The sequence below is a fragment of the Nonomuraea sp. NPDC051191 genome (assembly GCF_044455665.1).
Taxonomy (GTDB): Bacteria; Actinomycetota; Actinomycetes; order Streptosporangiales; family Streptosporangiaceae; genus Nonomuraea.
The window spans coordinates 301322-316524 of sequence record NZ_JBITEZ010000013.1; the positions used below are offsets into that span (position 1 = coordinate 301322).

The following is a 15203-nucleotide window of genomic DNA, read 5'->3' on the forward strand; positions in this document are numbered from 1 at the left end:
ACGTCCGGGAGGGGCGGCGTCAACGCGCGCGCGTGAGCTTTCCTGCGTACGGTAAAAAAGAGGAGACGACCACCAGGAGAGCGCATGAGCGACCAGTCCGGTTCCAGGTTCGAGTCGGCCAGGCGCGGCGCCGGCACCTTCCTGTCGAGCGCGATCAAGGCGATCGTCATCCTCGGGTCCATGCTCGCCGTGATGTGGGTGCTGGAAGGCGTCGACTACGTGATGGGCGGCGCGCTCGACTCGTACGGCATCGCGGGCTGGGACCCCGACGGCCTGCTGGGCATCTTCTTCGCGCCGTTCCTGCACGGCGGCTTCGGCCATCTCATGGCCAACTCGCTGCCGCTGCTGGTGCTGGGCTTCCTGGCGGCGGTGCGCGACATCCGCAAGTTCCTGTGGGCCACGCTGCTGATCGTGGTGATCGGCGGCGTCGGCACGTGGGTGTCCAGCCCCGGCGTGATCACGATCGGCGCGAGCGGCCTGGTCTTCGGCTACTTCGGCTTCGTGCTGGCCCGGGGGCTGTTCGACCGCCGCCTGGTGGACATCCTGATCGGCATCGGCGTGGGCGTGGCCTACTACTCGATCCTGTGGGGCCTGCTGCCCAACCAGCAGGGCATCTCCTGGCAGGGCCACCTGTTCGGGCTCCTGGGCGGCGTGGTGGCCGCCTGGGTGCTGCGGCGCAGGAAAGAGCTGCCCGCCTCGCTCTGAGCCCTACAGGTGCGGCTTGGTGTGCTCGGCCGGCGAGCTGGAGAGCATGCGGTCGATGAGCGCCAGGCCGATCGCCGAGGCCACGAACGCCAGATGGATGATCGTCTGCCACATGATCTTGTCGTTGGGCACGTCACGCGCCCGGATGAACGTCTGCAGCAGGTGCACCGACGAGATGCCGATGATGGCCGTGGCCAGCTTGACCTTCAGCACGTTGGCGTTGACGTGGGAGAGCCATTCGGGCTCGTCGGGATGGTCGTTGAGATTGATGCGCGAGACGAACGTCTCGTAGCCGCCGATGATCACCATGATCAGCAGGTTGGAGATCATCACGACGTCGATCAGCGCCAGCACCGTGAGCATGACGACGACCTCGGCCGACGTGCCGTCGCCGGTCGCCGGGTGCAGGAAGACGCTGCTCAGCAGGTGCCACAGCTCGGTCATGAACTGCCAGACGTACACCGCCTGGGCCACGATGAGGCCCAGGTAGAGCGGGACCTGGAGCCAGCGGCTGGCGAACATGAGGTAGCCGAGGCTCCGGGGCAGCGCTCGCCCCTGGCCGATAGGGGGCTTTTCAGGCAAGAATGTTTCCTACTGATCGAGCCGGAGGACTGGTGAGTTGGCGAACCTGGGATCCCTGGAACGCGCGATCATGAACGTGCTGTGGGATGCCGGCCGGGCCATGCGCGTCAGGGAGCTGCTCGACAGGCTCAACGAGGAACGCGACCTCGCGTACACGACCGTGCAGACCGTGGCCGAGCGGCTGGCGCGCAAGGGGCTGCTCGTGCGCACGCCCTCGCGCAACGCCTTCCGCTACGCGGCCGCCTGCTCAAGGGCCGAGCACGTCAGCCGCCTGATGCTGGAGGCGCTTGCCGTCAGCACCGACAGGCTGCCGGTGCTGACGAGGTTCGCGCAGAGCGTCGAGGAGGAGGACGCCCTGGCGCTCCTGGACGAGCTGGCCCGCCGGACGCGCCGGCGGGCGCCGGGCTAGAGCCGCTCGACCACGTGGTCGACGCAGACCGTCAGCGCCTCGACGTCGGACGGCTCGATGGCCGGGAACATCGCGATGCGCAGCTGGTTGCGGCCCAGCTTGCGGTAGGGCTCGGTGTCGACGATGCCGTTGGCGCGCAGCACCTTGGCCACCTCTGCGGCGTCGACGTCGTCGTTGAAGTCGATCGTGCCGACCACCTGCGAGCGGAACTGCGGAGCGGCGAACGGCGTGGCGTAGGACGACTTCTCGGCCCAGGTGTACAGGCGCTGGCTGGAGTCGGCCGTGCGGGCGGTGGTCCAGGCCAGGCCGCCGTTGCCGTTCATCCAGTCGAGCTGGTCGGCCAGCAGGAACAGCGTGGCCACGGCGGGCGTGTTGTAGGTCTGGTCCTTGCCGGAGTTGTCGATCGCGATCGGCAGGCTGAAGAACTCGGGGACGTACCGGCCGGAGGCGGCGATCTCCTCGACCCTGGCCAGGGCGCGCGGCGACATGATCGCGATCCACAGGCCGCCGTCGGAGGCGAAGCTCTTCTGCGGGGCGAAGTAGTAGACGTCGGTCTCGGCGATGTCGACCGGCAGGCCGCCCGCGCCGGAGGTGGCGTCGACCAGCACCAGCGAGTCGTCGCCGCCCACGCGGGAGATCGGCATGGCGACGCCGGTCGAGGTCTCGTTGTGGGTGAGCGCGTAGACGTCGACGCCGTCCTCGGCCACCGCGGTGGGGTAGGTGCCGACGTCGGACTTGATCACGCTCGGGTCGCCCAGCCAGGGCGCCTTCTTGGCGACCGCGGCGAACTTCGAGGAGAACTCGCCGAACGCCAGGTGCTGGGACTTCTCCCTGATCAGCCCGAAGGCCGCGATGTCCCAGAACGCGGTGGTGCCGCCGTTGCCCAGCACGACCTGGTAGCCCTCGGGCAGCGAGAACAGGTCGGCGAGCCCGGAACGCACGCGGCCGACCAGGTTCTTGACCGGCTTCTGGCGGTGGGAGGTGCCCATGAGACTCGCGCCGGAGGCGGCGAGCGCGGCCAGTTGCTCGGTGCGAACCTTCGAGGGCCCGCAGCCGAAGCGGCCGTCGGCGGGCTTGATGTCAGCGGGAATCACGATGTCAGCCACGTGCCAAGCGTACTGAGGCCGTCCGGGTGACGTCGCGCGGGTCCGCCGAATGAGACGCGGAACGGCCCGCCCTTGATCGGGCGGGCCGTTCATGACACGGGCGAAATCGTGTCAGATCGTGCCGGCAACCTCGGAGGCGCCGGGGACGTCGCTGAGCGGGCGCGACGCCGGGCCGATGTAGTTGGCGCTCGGCCGCACCAGCCTTCCGGTGCGCTTCTGCTCCAGGATGTGCGCGGCCCAGCCGGCCGTGCGGGCGCAGGTGAACATCGAGGTGAACATGTGCGAGGGCACCTCGGCGAAGTCGAGCACCACGGCCGCCCAGTACTCGACGTTCGTGGCGAGCACCCGGTCGGGCTTGCGGGCGTGCAGCTCCTCCAGGGCGGCCTGCTCCAGCGCCGCCGCGACCTCGTAGCGGGGCGCGTCGAGCTCCTTGGCGGTACGGCGCAGCACGCGGGCGCGCGGGTCCTCCGCGCGGTACACGCGGTGGCCGAAGCCCATGAGCCTGTTGCCCTTGTCGAGCTCGCCCTGGACGTACTTCTTGGCGTCGCCGAGCTGCTCCACGCCTTCGATCATGTGGAGCACGCGGGCGGGGGCGCCGCCGTGCAGCGGGCCCGACATGGCGCCGACGGCGCCGGACAGCGCCGCCGCCACGTCCGCGCCGGTGGAGGCGATGACGCGGGCGGTGAACGTGGACGCGTTCATGCCGTGCTCGGCGGCCGAGGTCCAGTAAGCGTCGATGGCCTTGACGTGCTTGGGATCAGGCTCACCGCGCCAGCGGATCATGAAACGCTCGACGATGGTCTTCGCCTCGTCGACCCGGCTCTCCGGCACCATCGGCAGGCCGAGGCCGCGCGCGGACTGCGCGACGAAGGAGAGAGCCATCACGGAGGCGCGCGCGAGCTGGTCGCGGGCCTCCTCGTCACTGATGTCGAGCAGGGGCTTGAAGCCATAGGCCGGAGCCAGCATGGCCAGCGCGCTCTGCACGTCTACACGGATGTCACCGGAGTGGACAGGGATGGGGTACGGCTCCGCCGGGGGCAGGCCCGGCTGGAACTTGTTGTCGACCAGCAGGCCCCAAACGTGCCCGAACGGGACACGGCCGACCAGCTCCTCGATGTCGACGCCCCGGTATCGAAGGGCGCCCCCTTCTTTGTCCGGTTCCGCGATCTCGGTCTCGAAAGCTACGACGCCTTCGAGGCCGGGTTTGAAGTCGGACATGCTCGGCCGCCTCCCTTTCTTGCCATGTAACGGCAATGCCTTGATGTCGAGATACCGGCGGGTCAATTTAACCCCCTCCCAGCTCATGGTCGGTCTCGGGACCCGCCGAAACGCCAAACCCGCTGGTAGGGAGCCTTCTGTGGGATCTGCCACATGAGCGCGCAAGAATACCTTCTCGTGGATGCCACCCCGCGCCCGCCCCTGCTGGCGGGGCTACGCCGAACGTACGAGGGCGAGCCGTTGCTCGAAACCGACCTCGCGTCCGACCCCATCGCGCAGTTCACCGTCTGGTTCCAGGAGGCGCTCGAATCCGGCCTGCCCGAACCCAACGCCATGGTCCTCGCCACCGCCTCCGCGGGCGGCCGGCCGAGCGCCAGGACCGTCCTGCTCAAGGGCTACGACGAACAGGGCTTCATCTTCTACACCAACTACGAGTCCCGCAAAGGCCGCGACCTGGCCGAGAACGGGCGAGCCTCGCTGCTGTTCCCCTGGCACGCCATCCGCCGCCAGATCCGCATCGAGGGCACGGTCGCCCGCATCTCCCACCAGGAGTCGGCCGACTACTACAACTCCCGCCCGTACGGCTCGCGCATCGGGGCCTGGGCCTCGCGCCAGTCGGCGGTCGTCCGCTCGCGCGAGGAGCTGGACGAGCGCTACGAGGAGCTGGCCGCCCGCTGGCCGGAGGATCCGCCGGTGCCCGACTTCTGGGGCGGCTTCCGGGTCACCCCGATCGAGGTGGAGTTCTGGCAGGGACAGCTGGACCGGATGCACGACAGGCTGCGGTACCGGCGTACCCGACCCGGGTGGGCCTTGGAAAGACTTGCCCCTTAAATTGCCTTAGGTGGCATTCGGGGAACTGGTCAAACGTCATTTTGTGGACACCAGGCCGCTGGCCGTGCCCGCTTACCGCCGGATCTGGTCCGGTCAGGCGGTCTCGAACGTGGGCGTCGCCGTCACCGTCGTGGCGGTCGGCCAGCAGGTCTACGACCTGACCCACTCCTCGCTCTGGGTGGGCCTGCTCGGCATGGCCAACCTGATCCCGCTGCTGGTCTTCGGGCTGTGGGGCGGGGCCGTCGCCGACGCCTTCGACCGGCGCAGGCTGCTCGTCATCGGCTCGCTCATCACCTGGGCGGCCACCCTGGTCATCCTGGCGCAGGCCCTGCTCGGGCTGGGCAACGTCTATCTGATCTTCGCGGCGACGGCGGTCAACGCCACCGGGTTCGCGATCACCGGCCCGACCAGGGGCTCGGTGATCCCGCGCATCCTCGACCCCGAGCTGGTGCCGGCCGCCAACGCGCTCAACTCGCTGGTCTACAGCCTCGGCGCGGTCGTCGGCCCGATGCTCGGCGGCGTGCTGCTGGCCACCGGCGGCGACCACCCCAACTACGCCGCCGCCTACGCGGTGGACGCCCTGCTGTTCAGCGCCGGCCTCTACGCGGCCCTCAGGCTGCCCGCCCTGCCCCCGCTGACCGAGGTGGGACGTCCGGGGGCCCGGGCGGTCTGGGAGGGCCTCAGCTTCATCGCCAGGAGCCCGGTGCTGCTGATGTCGTTCGTCGTGGACATCATCGCGATGGTCTTCGCCATGCCGCGCGCCCTCTACCCCGAACTGGCCGCCGAACGTTTCGGCGGCTCGATGACCGCGCTCGGCTGGGCGACCTCGGCCATGGCCATCGGCTCGGTAGCCGGCGCGCTGTTCTCCGGCTGGGTGGGCCGCGTCTCGCGCCAGGGCCTCGCGCTGGTGCTGGCGATCGCCATGTGGGGGCTCGCCGTGGCGGCCGCGGGGCTGGTGGGCGAGCTGTGGCTGGTCGTGGCGTTCATGGCGGTCGGCGGCGTGGCCGACGTGATCTCGTCGGTGTGGCGGCAGTCGATCCTGCAGCTCTACGCCCCCGACGAGATGCGCGGGCGCATGCAGGGAGCGTTCATGGTGGTGGTGGCGGGCGGCCCGCGCCTGGGCGACCTGCGCGCCGGGGCGACCGCGACCGCCTTCGGGCTCACCGGCGCCTGGGTGGGCGGGGGACTGGCGTGCGCGGTCACCGTGCTCGTCGTCGGCCTGTCGGTGGCCGCGTTCCGCGACTACCGCTCCGACACCCGCGCCGCGGCCCTGAGGTCGGAGACGAAGCCCGCGTAGGCCGCGTCCCTGTCGGGCGCGCGCAGCACCGCCGAGGGGTGGATCGTGGCCACCGCGAGCGCGTCGCCGAGCGGCACCGGCTCGCCTCTGTGCTCCGTCAGCCGGAACGCCCTGCCCAGCAGCGACCTGGCCGCCGTCGCGCCGAGCACCACGACGACCTCGGGCCCCACCAGCGCCAGCTCCGCGCCGAGCCACGGCCGGCAGGCCTCGATCTCGGCCACCGTCGGCTTCTGGTGGATCCTTCTCTTCCCCCGCGGAGTGAAGGAGAAATGTTTGACGGCGTTTGTCAAATAGACCGCGTCCCGTTCGATTCCCGCCTCCTCCAGCCCGCGGTCCAGCACGCGTCCCGAAGGACCCACGAAAGGATGCCCTTCCAGGTCCTCGCGATCGCCGGGCTGCTCGCCGACCAGCATGAAGCGGGCCTGCTCGGGGCCCTCGCCGAACACCGTCTGGGTGGCCGCGGCGTACAGGTCGCAGCCCTCGCAGCGGGCCGCCGCGGTCCGCAGGGAGCCGAGATCACGCCGGTCGGGAAGGAACTCGGCCGCCCCGTTGTTGCCGTCCTTAACCATCGTCGGTCGTTCTCCCAATAGGGTTCCTGAAGACTTCTGTGCCCGTAGCGGACGGGCTCAGTCCCCGCCACGACCGGCGTAGCATTTCAGTTGGGAGGAGCCTTGACCGCACACGGCCTGATCGACACGACGGAGATGTATCTCCGCACGATTTACGAGCTCGAAGAGGAGGGCATCGTCCCCCTTCGCGCCCGCATCGCGGAGCGCCTCCAGCAGAGCGGCCCCACCGTGAGCCAGACCGTCGCCCGCATGGAGCGCGACGGCCTCGTCCGCGTCGAGGGCGACCGGCATCTGTCGATGACCGACCTGGGCCGCACGCTGGCCACGCGCGTGATGCGCAAGCACCGTCTGGCCGAATGCCTGCTCACCCAGGTCATCGGCCTTCCCTGGGAAGAGGTGCACATCGAGGCGTGCCGGTGGGAGCACGTCATGTCCGAGTCGGTCGAGGCGCGGCTGGTGACGCTGCTCGACAACCCCACGGTCTGCCCGCACGGCAACCCCATCCCGGGGCTGGCCGAGCTGGGGGCGCCGGAGGCCGCCGAGGGCGCGGCCAACGTCCTGACCTCGATGTCCGAGGCCGCCGGGCCGAGGGACATTCCGGTCGTGGTGCGCCGGATCAGCGAACAAGTGCAAAGCGATCCTGCTGTGATGCTTAAACTCAAGCAAGTTGGGATACAACCCGGACGCGAGGTGACGCTCGCGGCGAGCGACGACGGTGTGCGGGTGACAGGTGACGGTGACGCGAACGACACTCCCGCGGAGCTTCCGCGTGACGTTGCCGCGCACGTTTTTGTCTCCAAGCGCTGACGCGCGCGCAGCCACTTGGTTGAATCCCTCTCGGGAGGCCCTCCACTCTCCCCTGGCCAAGACAGTTGCAGGAGCGCCCGTGGTCCGCTGTGCGCACAAGCCACCCCAAGGAGTGGTCTCCGGATGAAGCGATGGGGGGATCTGTCACAAGAAACGGCTGATCACCTTGGTGCCGGGTCCGTTCTGGACCATGCCGAAATGGCAGTGGTCGTGACAGACCGCTTCAGCAATCTCCTCTACTGGAATCCCTTCGCCGAGCAGCTGTTCGGCCGTCCCGGCAAGGCGCCGGCACGTGACGCGTCCGTCCTGTCCCTCGGGATCATGGACAAGGACCACCCGCAGGCGATCGAGCTGGCCAAGCATGTGCTCAAGGGTGGCGTGTGGGAGGGCACGTTCGACGTCAGGCGCGGCGACGGCACGATCGTCTACGTCCGCGCCCAGGCCGTGCCGCTGCGTCACCCGTCCGGCTCGGTCACCGGCATCGTCATCCTGGCCCGCGAGGCCCTGCGCAGCAACGAACGCGAGAAAGACCGTTTCGGGCTCCTTGAGCGCATCGGCGAACGCCTGGCCGGCTCGCTCTACGTCGAGGAGACGCTCAAGCGCGTCGCTGAGATGCTCGTCCCGCAGTTCGCCGACCACTGCTTCATCGAGCTCATGGAGGGCGACCGGCTCGTCCGCCGGGTCTCGGAGCACGTCCAGGGCTGGACCCCACCCGCGGGCACGTGGAAGCCGGTGGGCGCGGAGATCCGCTACCCCTCCGGCCACTACGCCGACACCGCGCTGCGCCGCCAGGAGACCATCCTGGTGGAGGACTTCTCCACCACCAGCTACCCGATGCCCCACGAGGGCAGCGCGCGGCTGGCCGGCGAGATCGGCATGACCTCGGCCATCGTCGCCCCCCTGCTGGTGCGCGGCGAGACGCTGGGCCTGATGTACCTCGGCCTGTCCAACCTGACCGACCGGCGCAGCCCCCACTACGACGCCTTCGACCGCGACTTCGTGGGCGCCATCGCCACCCGCGTGGCCCTCGCGATCGACAACGCGCTGCTGTTCGAGGAGGAGCGTCACACGGCCGAGTCGTTCCAGAAGCACCTGCTGCCGCGGGCGCTGCCCCAGCTCGACGGCCTCGACATCGCGGTGCGCTACTACCCGGCGGCCCCCCTCGCCTCCCATGGCCAGGGCATCCAGACCCAGGTCGGCGGCGACTGGTACGACGTGATCCCGCTCTCGGCCGGCCGGGTCGGCATCGTGATCGGCGACGTCGAGGGCAGGGGCGCCAAGGCCGCGGCCATCATGGGCCAGCTCAGGGCGGCGCTGCGGGCCTTCGCCCAGGACGACAAGTCGCCCGCCGACATCCTGGCCAGGCTCGACGAGTGGACCCGCATCATCGCCACCCCCGAGCAGGACGACAACGGCGCCGACGTCAGCATCCCGCCCATCGTCACCTGCCAGTACCTGGTCTACGACGCCTGGTCCCGCCAGCTGTCCTTCGCCAACGCCGGGCACGCGCCGCCGCTGCTGGTGGTCGACGGCCAGTGCCTGGAGATGGACATCGAGGAGGTCGGCCAGCCGCTGGGCGTCCGGGCCAAGGGCCTGCACGCCGACCTGGTCTACAAGGAGGAGACCCGCACCCTCCCGCCGGGCGCGGCGTTGCTGCTCTACACCGACGGCCTGGTCGATCGGCGTCCGGGCCGCGACGGGCGGATGCCGAGCGAGGAGGAGACGCTCGGCGTGCTGTGCGAGAAGCTCGCCAAGATGGCCGACGCCGACGTCGAGCGCATCGCCGACGCCGCCACGGTCGCGGTGCCCGGCGAGATCGACGACGACATGGCGATCCTCGTCGTCCGCTCCAGCGACGTCGACCTCGACGTCGAGGAGCGCACCTTCCCGGCCCAGCCGATCATGGTCGGCGAGGCGCGCCGCATGGCCTCCGAGGCCTTCTCCGGCTGGAACGTGCCCGAAGAACGGGCCGAGCTGGCCTGCCTGCTCGTCTCCGAGGTCGTCACCAACGTGGTGCTGCACGCCTCCACCGCCAACTCCCCGCGCCGGGAGCTGGTCGTCGAGGGGCCGCCGCTGCCGTTCGAGGACTCCTGGGACATGCCGGGCTTCGAGGAGGAGCCGGCCGGCGACAAGGAGTTCACGCTGAGGCTGCGCAGGGGCGAGGAGTCGGTCTGGGTCGAGGTGTTCGACCAGGACCTGCGCCTGCCGCGCATCCGCAGCGCCGGTGAGAACGACGAGGGCGGCCGCGGTCTCTACCTGGTCGACCAGCTCGCCAAGCGCTGGGGATCCCGTCCCACCAGGGAAGGCAAAGCGGTCTGGTTCGAGATTCCCACCCGGCGCAGGTGAGTGGTTCACTGGGCCGCATGGAGCTGGCCTTCGAGCGCCGGGGCACCGGCGAGCCGCTGATCCTCGTCCACGGCATCGGACACCACTGGCAGGCGTGGTTGCCCGTGATGGACCGGCTGGCCGTCGACCACACGGTGATCGCGATCGACCTGCCCGGTTTCGGGGTGTCGCCGCGGTTGCCGGCGGGCATCCCGTACACCGCGGAGTCGCTGGCGGACGCGGTCGAGTCGTTCTGCGCGCTGCTCGGCATCCGGGAGCCGCACGTGGTGGGCAACTCGCTCGGCGGCTACATCGCGCTCGAACTCGCCTCGCGCGGCGTCGTGCGCACGGCGACCGCGTTGTCACCGGCCGGGTTCTGGTCGCGGTCCGAGCTGCTCTACTGCCAGTCGATGCTGAAGGCCCTGCGGGGCTCGGCCCGCGCGATGTCGCCGGAGCAGGCGGCCATGGCGGCCGGCAGCCCGTTCACGCGCGCCCTGTCCAGCGGCATCCTGGTCGCCCGGCCGGGCCGGCTCGACCCCGCCGGGCTCGTCGCGGCCACGCAGGCGCTGGCCGGAGCGGCCGGGTTCGACGAGACGCTGGAGTCGTTCGGCGGGCTGATGCCGCCGGCTCCGCCCAAGTGCCCGGTCACGATCGCGTGGGGCGAGCGTGACCGGCTGCTGCCGCGCCGCCAGGCCGTCCGCGCGGCGCGGTGGTCGGGGCAGCGGGTCAGGCTGCTCAAGGGCTGCGGGCACGTGCCGATGAGCGACGATCCCGGGCTGGTCGCCCGGGTCGTGCTGGAGGCCGACCGGGCGGCCGGCTAACGTTCGGCGTTGGCCGCCATGCGGCGCAGCACGTCGACGGCGGTCAGGTACTCCTGCGGGCTCACGCCCTCGGTGATGCGCCGCCTGAATCGGGTGACGTGCTCGGAGACCGCGGCGTGCGTGGCCCTTCCCTCGGCGGTCAGCTCTCCGTCCGCGAGCCATCCCCTCGACGTCAGACTCTGTACGGCCTCCTCCACACCCTCGAACGGCGCCAGCGCGGCGGCGTTCTGATCGTGGGCGGTGGCGTGGAGAAGCTGCCACTCCCTGCGCGAGGCGCCGTACGCGGACAGGGTCTGGCCCATCGCGTCCTCCAGCAGGTTGTCGAGGTGCTTCACCCAGTATCCGATAGGTTTGTCCATGCATGTACAATAACAACTATATGTATGAAGACAAGGAAATTGCCGCGATCGAACGCGCGATGGTCGCGATCAGGCGCAGGCAGAGCAGGCGGGCGCTGGCCCGGCGACAGGGCGCGACGGGGCCCGAGTTCGAGGTGCTCGACGTGGTCGAGGGCGCCGGCGGGCAGGTCACCGTGTCGATGGTCGCGGAGGCGCTGAACGTCGACCAGCCGCGGGCGAGCCGGCTCGTGACGGCGGCCGTGACGGCGGGGCTGGTGCGACGGGAGGCCGATCAGGCCGACGGGCGGCGGGCGTGGCTGGTGCTGACCGAGGCGGGCGTCGCGGCGCTCGGACAGGCCCGGCAGGCCAGGCAGGCGGCCTTCGCCTCGGCCACGGCAGACTGGTCGGCGGCCGAGCGGGCCGAGTTCGCCCGGCTGCTGACCCGGTTCGTGGAGGGGATGCCGGGCTGAGGCGCTCCCGGCGTCAGCGCATCGTCTGGCCCCAGACGAGCAGCATGGCGATGATGAACACGATCATCACGCCCACGTAGCCGACGGGGCCGAACCGGAACGCCCTGCGCACGCGGTTGAGCCCCCAGGCGAACAGTAACGCCAGGAAAACGAGGAGGATCAGGCCGCCGTCCATGCTGACAGTATGCGGCGCGGCCCGGCCCGGCGCGCGGCTGCCGTCAGAATCCGAAGGACCGGCCGATGATCTCTTTCATGATCTCGGTGGTGCCGCCGTAGATCGTCTGGACGCGGCTGTCCAGCCACGCCTTGGCGACCGGGTACTCCATCATGTAGCCGTAGCCGCCGTGGAGCTGGAGGCAACGGTCGATGACCTTGTTCTGCAGCTCGGTGGTCCACCATTTGGCCTTGGCCGCGTCCACGACGGTGAGCTGCTTGGCGTTGAGCGCCAGGATGCACTTGTCCACGTAGTGGCGGGCGATCTCCGTCTCGGTGGCCAGCTCGGCCAGGACGAAGCGGGTGTTCTGGAACGAACCGATGTTGCGGCCGAACGCCTGGCGGGTCTTGCAGTACTCGATCGTCTGCTCCAGCACCGCCTCCGCCGCGGCCACGGCCGCCACGGCGATCGACAGGCGTTCCTGGGGCAGGTTGTTCATCAGGTGGAAGAAGCCCTCGCCCTCGTTCGGGCCCAGACGGTTGGCCACCGGCACCCGGACGTTCTCGAAGAACAGCTCGGCGGTGTCCTGGGCCTTCATGCCGACCTTGTCCAGGTTCCGGCCGCGGTTGAAGCCGTCCATGCCGCGTTCGACCACGATCAGCGTCGTGCCTCTGGCGCCCGCGTCCGGGTCGGTCTTGGCGACCACGACCACGAGGTCGGCGTTGACACCGTTCGTGATGAACGTCTTCTGACCGTTGACCACGTAGTGGTCGCCCTCGCGGACGGCGGTGGTCCTGATGCCCTGGAGGTCACTGCCGGCGCCCGGCTCGGTCATCGCGATGGCGGTGATGAGCTCGCCGGAGGCGAAGCCGGGCAGCCAGCGCTGCTTCTGCCCGTCGTCGGTGAGTTCGACGACGTACGGGGCCATGACGTCGTTGTGCAGGGAGAAGCCCAGGCCGGAGGCGCCGTTCCCGATGATCTCCTCGACGATCACCGCGTTGTAGCGGAAGTCGGTGATGCCGGATCCGCCGTACTCCTCCGGGACGCCGAAGCCGAACATGCCGAGCTCGCCGGCCTTCTTCCAGACCTCGCGGGGCACGATGCCGTCCTTCTCCCACTGGCCGTGGTGCGGCACGACCTCGCGGGCCATGAACTCGCGCACGGTTTCCCGGAAGAGCAGGTGCTCCTCGTCGAAGAGGTCTCGCTGCATCGGTTCGCCTCCAAGCAGGTGTCGTGCACGACAGAATACGATTCTGTTACCCGGAGGTATACCCGCTTTTCGGGCGAGGAGGACAGCGGGGGACACGGCTTCATCACAAGTGCTGGAACTTGAGGGAATCGGCCTGCGTTGGGGGTGTTTTCGACTCTAAGATCTACCCTCGGTCTATTTGTGATGATCGGAGTGTCCCGTGAGTCGGTGGCGCAGGGCGTTGCTCGCCGCATCGATCGGTTCCGTGGCGACGGCTGGTCTCCTGGCCGTGCCACCCGCGAATGCGGGCACGTTCAACCTGGTGGTCGACTACAGCTGCAAGGGTGGGGTCGCAGGGGACGGGCCGGTGACCCTCAGGGCGCGAGTGGGCATTCCCACGGTGGCGCAGAAGGGCGGCAACCTGGCGCTCACCTGGTCGCTCGAATACACCGGCGCTCGCAGGTTCATGTCCCCGGACTACTTCGAGGCGGGGGCGAGGGTCTCGGTTCTCGGGAACGTCCAGGCGGAAGGCGCGTGGACCGGCGTGCTCCAGCCGAAGGGCTCGAAGGACCAGGCGGCGCTCGAACCGAACGTCCGGCTGGAGCCCCCGGAGGGGCTCGCGTCGGAGGCCGCGCTGACCGAAGAGGGCGTGCTGAAGCTGACCGTCCAGGGCATGACGGTGGACTTCGTCCCTCCGAAGCAAGAGATCATCGTGAACGACGACAGAACCGACCGGGTGACCTACACCGGGAACTGGCAGCATGTGGGCTCGACCCGGCCCGAGTACAAGGACTGGCTGCGTGACGTCCACACCAGCGACGTCAAGGGAGACAGCGCCAGCATCACCTTCACCGGGACGGGGTTCGAGTACATCGGCCGCCGCATGCCGGACGTCAGCACCGTCAACGTGACCGTGGACGACGACGACACAGGGCGCGTCGACCCCAAGAAGCTGCCCAACGGCCAGGACACGAACGCGATCGAAGGCAACGTCAGCCTCTGGAAGCGTCACGACCTCGACTACGGCAAGCACACCGTCACGATCAGGAGCCTCGACGACGCGCCCGTCAACCTGGACGCCTTCAAGCTCCTGAACCGCGAAATGATCAGTCCCCCCACGCTCCACAGAGCCACCTGCACCGTCACCAGCAGGCCGGACACCGTCGAGATCATCGTGCAGGGCCCCTCCACGTCGCCGTCCCCGAGCTCGACCCCGACCACGCCCACCACGACGCCGACGACGACTCCGACGACCACTCCCACCAACACCGGCACGTCCACCGCGACCAGCACCCCCACGCGGAACCACTCCCGGCCCACCCCGAGCAGCGGGCTCGGGCACGTGATCGTGGTGCCGGCGGCGACCGGGACGAGTACCAGCACGAGCACGCCCACCGCGACCGGCCCGACGGCGACCACGTACGTCAGGGCGCAGGTGGCCAAGATCCCCAAGGGTGGGGTGGACACCGGTGAGGCGCCCGACGAGCCGGACCGGCCGTACGGGCTGATGGCCAGTGGGGCGATGTTGCTCATGGGCAGCGCGGGCGGCGGGCTCGCTCTGCGCCGGCGCAGGGCCGCGCACGCGGGAGGAACGAAGTGATGGCCGAGCAGAAGACTCCGATGCAGCGGGCGATGCCCGGACTGCTGATCGCCGGTTCGCTGGCCGGCGTCGGCGCGATCATGGTGGGCCTGCTCTCCGTGGCGCCCAAGGTGGACGACGGCTCCGGCACGCTGGCCGCCGCCGACCAGCCGACCACCGTGCAGATCGAGAACGCCGGCGCGTTCGTGTTGCCCGCGACCGTGGGTCCGGGCGGCAAGGGCGCGACGCTGACCCCGGCCCGGCCGGAGGCGCCGCCGCCGCTGGCCGCCGCGCCGACCGTGCCGCCGATCCCCAAGGCGAAGACCAAGGCCGCCAAGGCCAAGGCCCGGCCCAGCCGGATCAAGATCCCCAAGATCAAGGTGAACGCCCCCATCGGCGGCGTCACCGTGGACATCAAGGGCAACCTGGGCACCCCGCCGCTGACCAGGCCGAACCAGACCGGCTGGTACCGCTTCTCGCCGGTTCCGGGCGAGCTCGGGCCCGCGGTCATCAACGGCCACGTGAGCACCCGTAAGGGCCCCGCCGTCTTCGACCGCCTCCGCGAGCTGGCCAAGGGCGACCAGATCTACGTGTACCGGTCGGACGGGAAGGTCACCCGGTTCACGGTGAGCGGGATCGAGCAGGTCAGCAAGTCGTCGTTCCCGACGTCCCGGGTGTACGGGAACACCAAGGACTCGCAGCTGAGGCTGATCACGTGTGGCGGCGTCTTCAACAAGGAGGCGCACAGCTACACCGACAACATCGTGGTGTACGCGACCCTGTCGAAGACGAAGGGCTGATGG

At 69.7% G+C, this 15203-nt stretch carries 17 protein-coding genes; 10 read left to right on the plus strand and 7 right to left on the minus strand.

Going from position 1 to position 15203, the window contains the following annotated elements:
* Positions 1 to 84: 84 nt before the first annotated feature.
* Positions 85 to 705, plus strand: coding sequence for a rhomboid family intramembrane serine protease (locus tag ACIA8R_RS35660; protein WP_364095954.1), 621 nt, complete (start codon positions 85 to 87; stop codon positions 703 to 705).
* 3 nt (positions 706 to 708) lie between these two features.
* Here the strand turns inward: ACIA8R_RS35660 and ACIA8R_RS35665 are convergent, their stop codons facing one another.
* On the minus strand, positions 709 to 1287 hold the full coding sequence (locus tag ACIA8R_RS35665) for a TIGR00645 family protein (protein WP_357708207.1): 579 nt from the start codon (positions 1285 to 1287) through the stop codon (positions 709 to 711).
* 37 nt (positions 1288 to 1324) lie between these two features.
* Here ACIA8R_RS35665 and ACIA8R_RS35670 point away from each other — a divergent pair, with 37 nt between their 5' ends.
* Positions 1325 to 1696 carry a BlaI/MecI/CopY family transcriptional regulator gene (locus ACIA8R_RS35670; protein ID WP_397042207.1) on the plus strand — a complete coding sequence of 124 codons (372 nt, stop codon included), beginning with the start codon at positions 1325 to 1327 and terminating at the stop codon, positions 1694 to 1696.
* Here ACIA8R_RS35670 and serC read toward each other — a convergent pair.
* Positions 1693 to 2802, minus strand: coding sequence for a phosphoserine transaminase (gene serC / locus ACIA8R_RS35675; protein ID WP_357708210.1), 1110 nt, complete (start codon positions 2800 to 2802; stop codon positions 1693 to 1695). The genes ACIA8R_RS35670 and serC overlap by 4 nt on opposite strands.
* Before the next feature lie 111 nt (positions 2803 to 2913).
* A complete protein-coding gene (locus ACIA8R_RS35680) occupies positions 2914 to 4020 on the minus strand; it encodes a citrate synthase 2 (protein ID WP_357708212.1) in 1107 nt (368 codons plus the stop codon).
* Between the two features lie 153 nt (positions 4021 to 4173).
* Between ACIA8R_RS35680 and pdxH the strand changes: the two genes are divergently transcribed.
* Together pdxH and ACIA8R_RS35690 are read left to right on the plus strand one after the other, a co-directional pair.
* Positions 4174 to 4851 carry a pyridoxamine 5'-phosphate oxidase gene (gene pdxH, locus ACIA8R_RS35685; RefSeq protein WP_357708213.1) on the plus strand — a complete coding sequence of 226 codons (678 nt, stop codon included), beginning with the start codon at positions 4174 to 4176 and terminating at the stop codon, positions 4849 to 4851.
* A gap of 10 nt (positions 4852 to 4861) precedes the next feature.
* Positions 4862 to 6148, plus strand: a complete 1287-nt coding sequence (locus ACIA8R_RS35690; RefSeq protein ID WP_357708215.1) for an MFS transporter — start codon at positions 4862 to 4864, stop codon at positions 6146 to 6148.
* Here ACIA8R_RS35690 and ACIA8R_RS35695 read toward each other — a convergent pair.
* Positions 6094 to 6717: a UdgX family uracil-DNA binding protein gene (locus tag ACIA8R_RS35695; protein WP_397042208.1), complete on the minus strand. Its 624-nt coding sequence runs from the start codon at positions 6715 to 6717 to the stop codon at positions 6094 to 6096. The genes ACIA8R_RS35690 and ACIA8R_RS35695 overlap by 55 nt on opposite strands.
* Before the next feature lie 102 nt (positions 6718 to 6819).
* Here ACIA8R_RS35695 and ACIA8R_RS35700 point away from each other — a divergent pair, with 102 nt between their 5' ends.
* From ACIA8R_RS35700 to ACIA8R_RS35710, 3 genes are all read left to right on the plus strand, one after another.
* The gene (locus ACIA8R_RS35700) at positions 6820 to 7524 is read left to right on the plus strand and encodes a metal-dependent transcriptional regulator (protein WP_357708219.1); all 705 of its coding nucleotides are present in this window, start codon (positions 6820 to 6822) and stop codon (positions 7522 to 7524) included.
* A gap of 123 nt (positions 7525 to 7647) precedes the next feature.
* Positions 7648 to 9870, plus strand: a complete 2223-nt coding sequence (locus ACIA8R_RS35705; protein WP_364095939.1) for a SpoIIE family protein phosphatase — start codon at positions 7648 to 7650, stop codon at positions 9868 to 9870.
* Positions 9867 to 10670 carry an alpha/beta fold hydrolase gene (locus tag ACIA8R_RS35710; protein ID WP_397042209.1) on the plus strand — a complete coding sequence of 268 codons (804 nt, stop codon included), beginning with the start codon at positions 9867 to 9869 and terminating at the stop codon, positions 10668 to 10670. Before ACIA8R_RS35705 ends, ACIA8R_RS35710 begins: the two co-directional genes overlap by 4 nt.
* On the opposite strand, the gene ACIA8R_RS35715 is transcribed toward ACIA8R_RS35710, so the two are convergent.
* Positions 10667 to 11029 carry a MarR family transcriptional regulator gene (locus ACIA8R_RS35715; protein WP_364095936.1) on the minus strand — a complete coding sequence of 121 codons (363 nt, stop codon included), beginning with the start codon at positions 11027 to 11029 and terminating at the stop codon, positions 10667 to 10669. The genes ACIA8R_RS35710 and ACIA8R_RS35715 overlap by 4 nt on opposite strands.
* A 20-nt stretch (positions 11030 to 11049) precedes the next feature.
* Between ACIA8R_RS35715 and ACIA8R_RS35720 the strand changes: the two genes are divergently transcribed.
* Complete coding sequence (locus tag ACIA8R_RS35720; protein WP_397042210.1) at positions 11050 to 11478, plus strand: MarR family winged helix-turn-helix transcriptional regulator; 429 nt, start codon at positions 11050 to 11052, stop codon at positions 11476 to 11478.
* A 13-nt stretch (positions 11479 to 11491) separates the two neighbouring features.
* Here the strand turns inward: ACIA8R_RS35720 and ACIA8R_RS35725 are convergent, their stop codons facing one another.
* On the minus strand, positions 11492 to 11653 hold the full coding sequence (locus ACIA8R_RS35725) for a hypothetical protein (protein ID WP_357708225.1): 162 nt from the start codon (positions 11651 to 11653) through the stop codon (positions 11492 to 11494).
* Positions 11654 to 11696: 43 nt separating this feature from the next.
* Positions 11697 to 12842, minus strand: a complete 1146-nt coding sequence (locus ACIA8R_RS35730; RefSeq protein ID WP_357708226.1) for an acyl-CoA dehydrogenase family protein — start codon at positions 12840 to 12842, stop codon at positions 11697 to 11699.
* A gap of 268 nt (positions 12843 to 13110) precedes the next feature.
* Between ACIA8R_RS35730 and ACIA8R_RS35735 the strand changes: the two genes are divergently transcribed.
* A complete protein-coding gene (locus tag ACIA8R_RS35735) occupies positions 13111 to 14421 on the plus strand; it encodes a hypothetical protein (protein WP_397042211.1) in 1311 nt (436 codons plus the stop codon).
* Positions 14421 to 15200: a class F sortase gene (locus ACIA8R_RS35740; protein ID WP_397042212.1), complete on the plus strand. Its 780-nt coding sequence runs from the start codon at positions 14421 to 14423 to the stop codon at positions 15198 to 15200. Before ACIA8R_RS35735 ends, ACIA8R_RS35740 begins: the two co-directional genes overlap by 1 nt.
* Positions 15201 to 15203: the final 3 nt, after the last annotated feature.

Excerpts from the sequence above, each read along its gene's own strand:
- ACIA8R_RS35660 (WP_364095954.1), top strand. The coding sequence starts at position 85 with ATGAGCGACCAGTCCGGTTCCAGGTTCGAGTCGGCCAGGCGCGGCGCC.
- ACIA8R_RS35680 (WP_357708212.1), bottom strand. The coding sequence starts at position 4,020 with ATGTCCGACTTCAAACCCGGCCTCGAAGGCGTCGTAGCTTTCGAGACC.
- pdxH (WP_357708213.1), top strand. The coding sequence starts at position 4,174 with ATGAGCGCGCAAGAATACCTTCTCGTGGATGCCACCCCGCGCCCGCCC.
- ACIA8R_RS35695 (WP_397042208.1), bottom strand. The coding sequence starts at position 6,717 with ATGGTTAAGGACGGCAACAACGGGGCGGCCGAGTTCCTTCCCGACCGG.
- ACIA8R_RS35705 (WP_364095939.1), top strand. The coding sequence starts at position 7,648 with ATGAAGCGATGGGGGGATCTGTCACAAGAAACGGCTGATCACCTTGGT.
- ACIA8R_RS35715 (WP_364095936.1), bottom strand. The coding sequence starts at position 11,029 with ATGGACAAACCTATCGGATACTGGGTGAAGCACCTCGACAACCTGCTG.
- ACIA8R_RS35720 (WP_397042210.1), top strand. The coding sequence starts at position 11,050 with ATGTATGAAGACAAGGAAATTGCCGCGATCGAACGCGCGATGGTCGCG.
- ACIA8R_RS35725 (WP_357708225.1), bottom strand. The coding sequence starts at position 11,653 with ATGGACGGCGGCCTGATCCTCCTCGTTTTCCTGGCGTTACTGTTCGCC.
- ACIA8R_RS35730 (WP_357708226.1), bottom strand. The coding sequence starts at position 12,842 with ATGCAGCGAGACCTCTTCGACGAGGAGCACCTGCTCTTCCGGGAAACC.
- ACIA8R_RS35740 (WP_397042212.1), top strand. The coding sequence starts at position 14,421 with ATGGCCGAGCAGAAGACTCCGATGCAGCGGGCGATGCCCGGACTGCTG.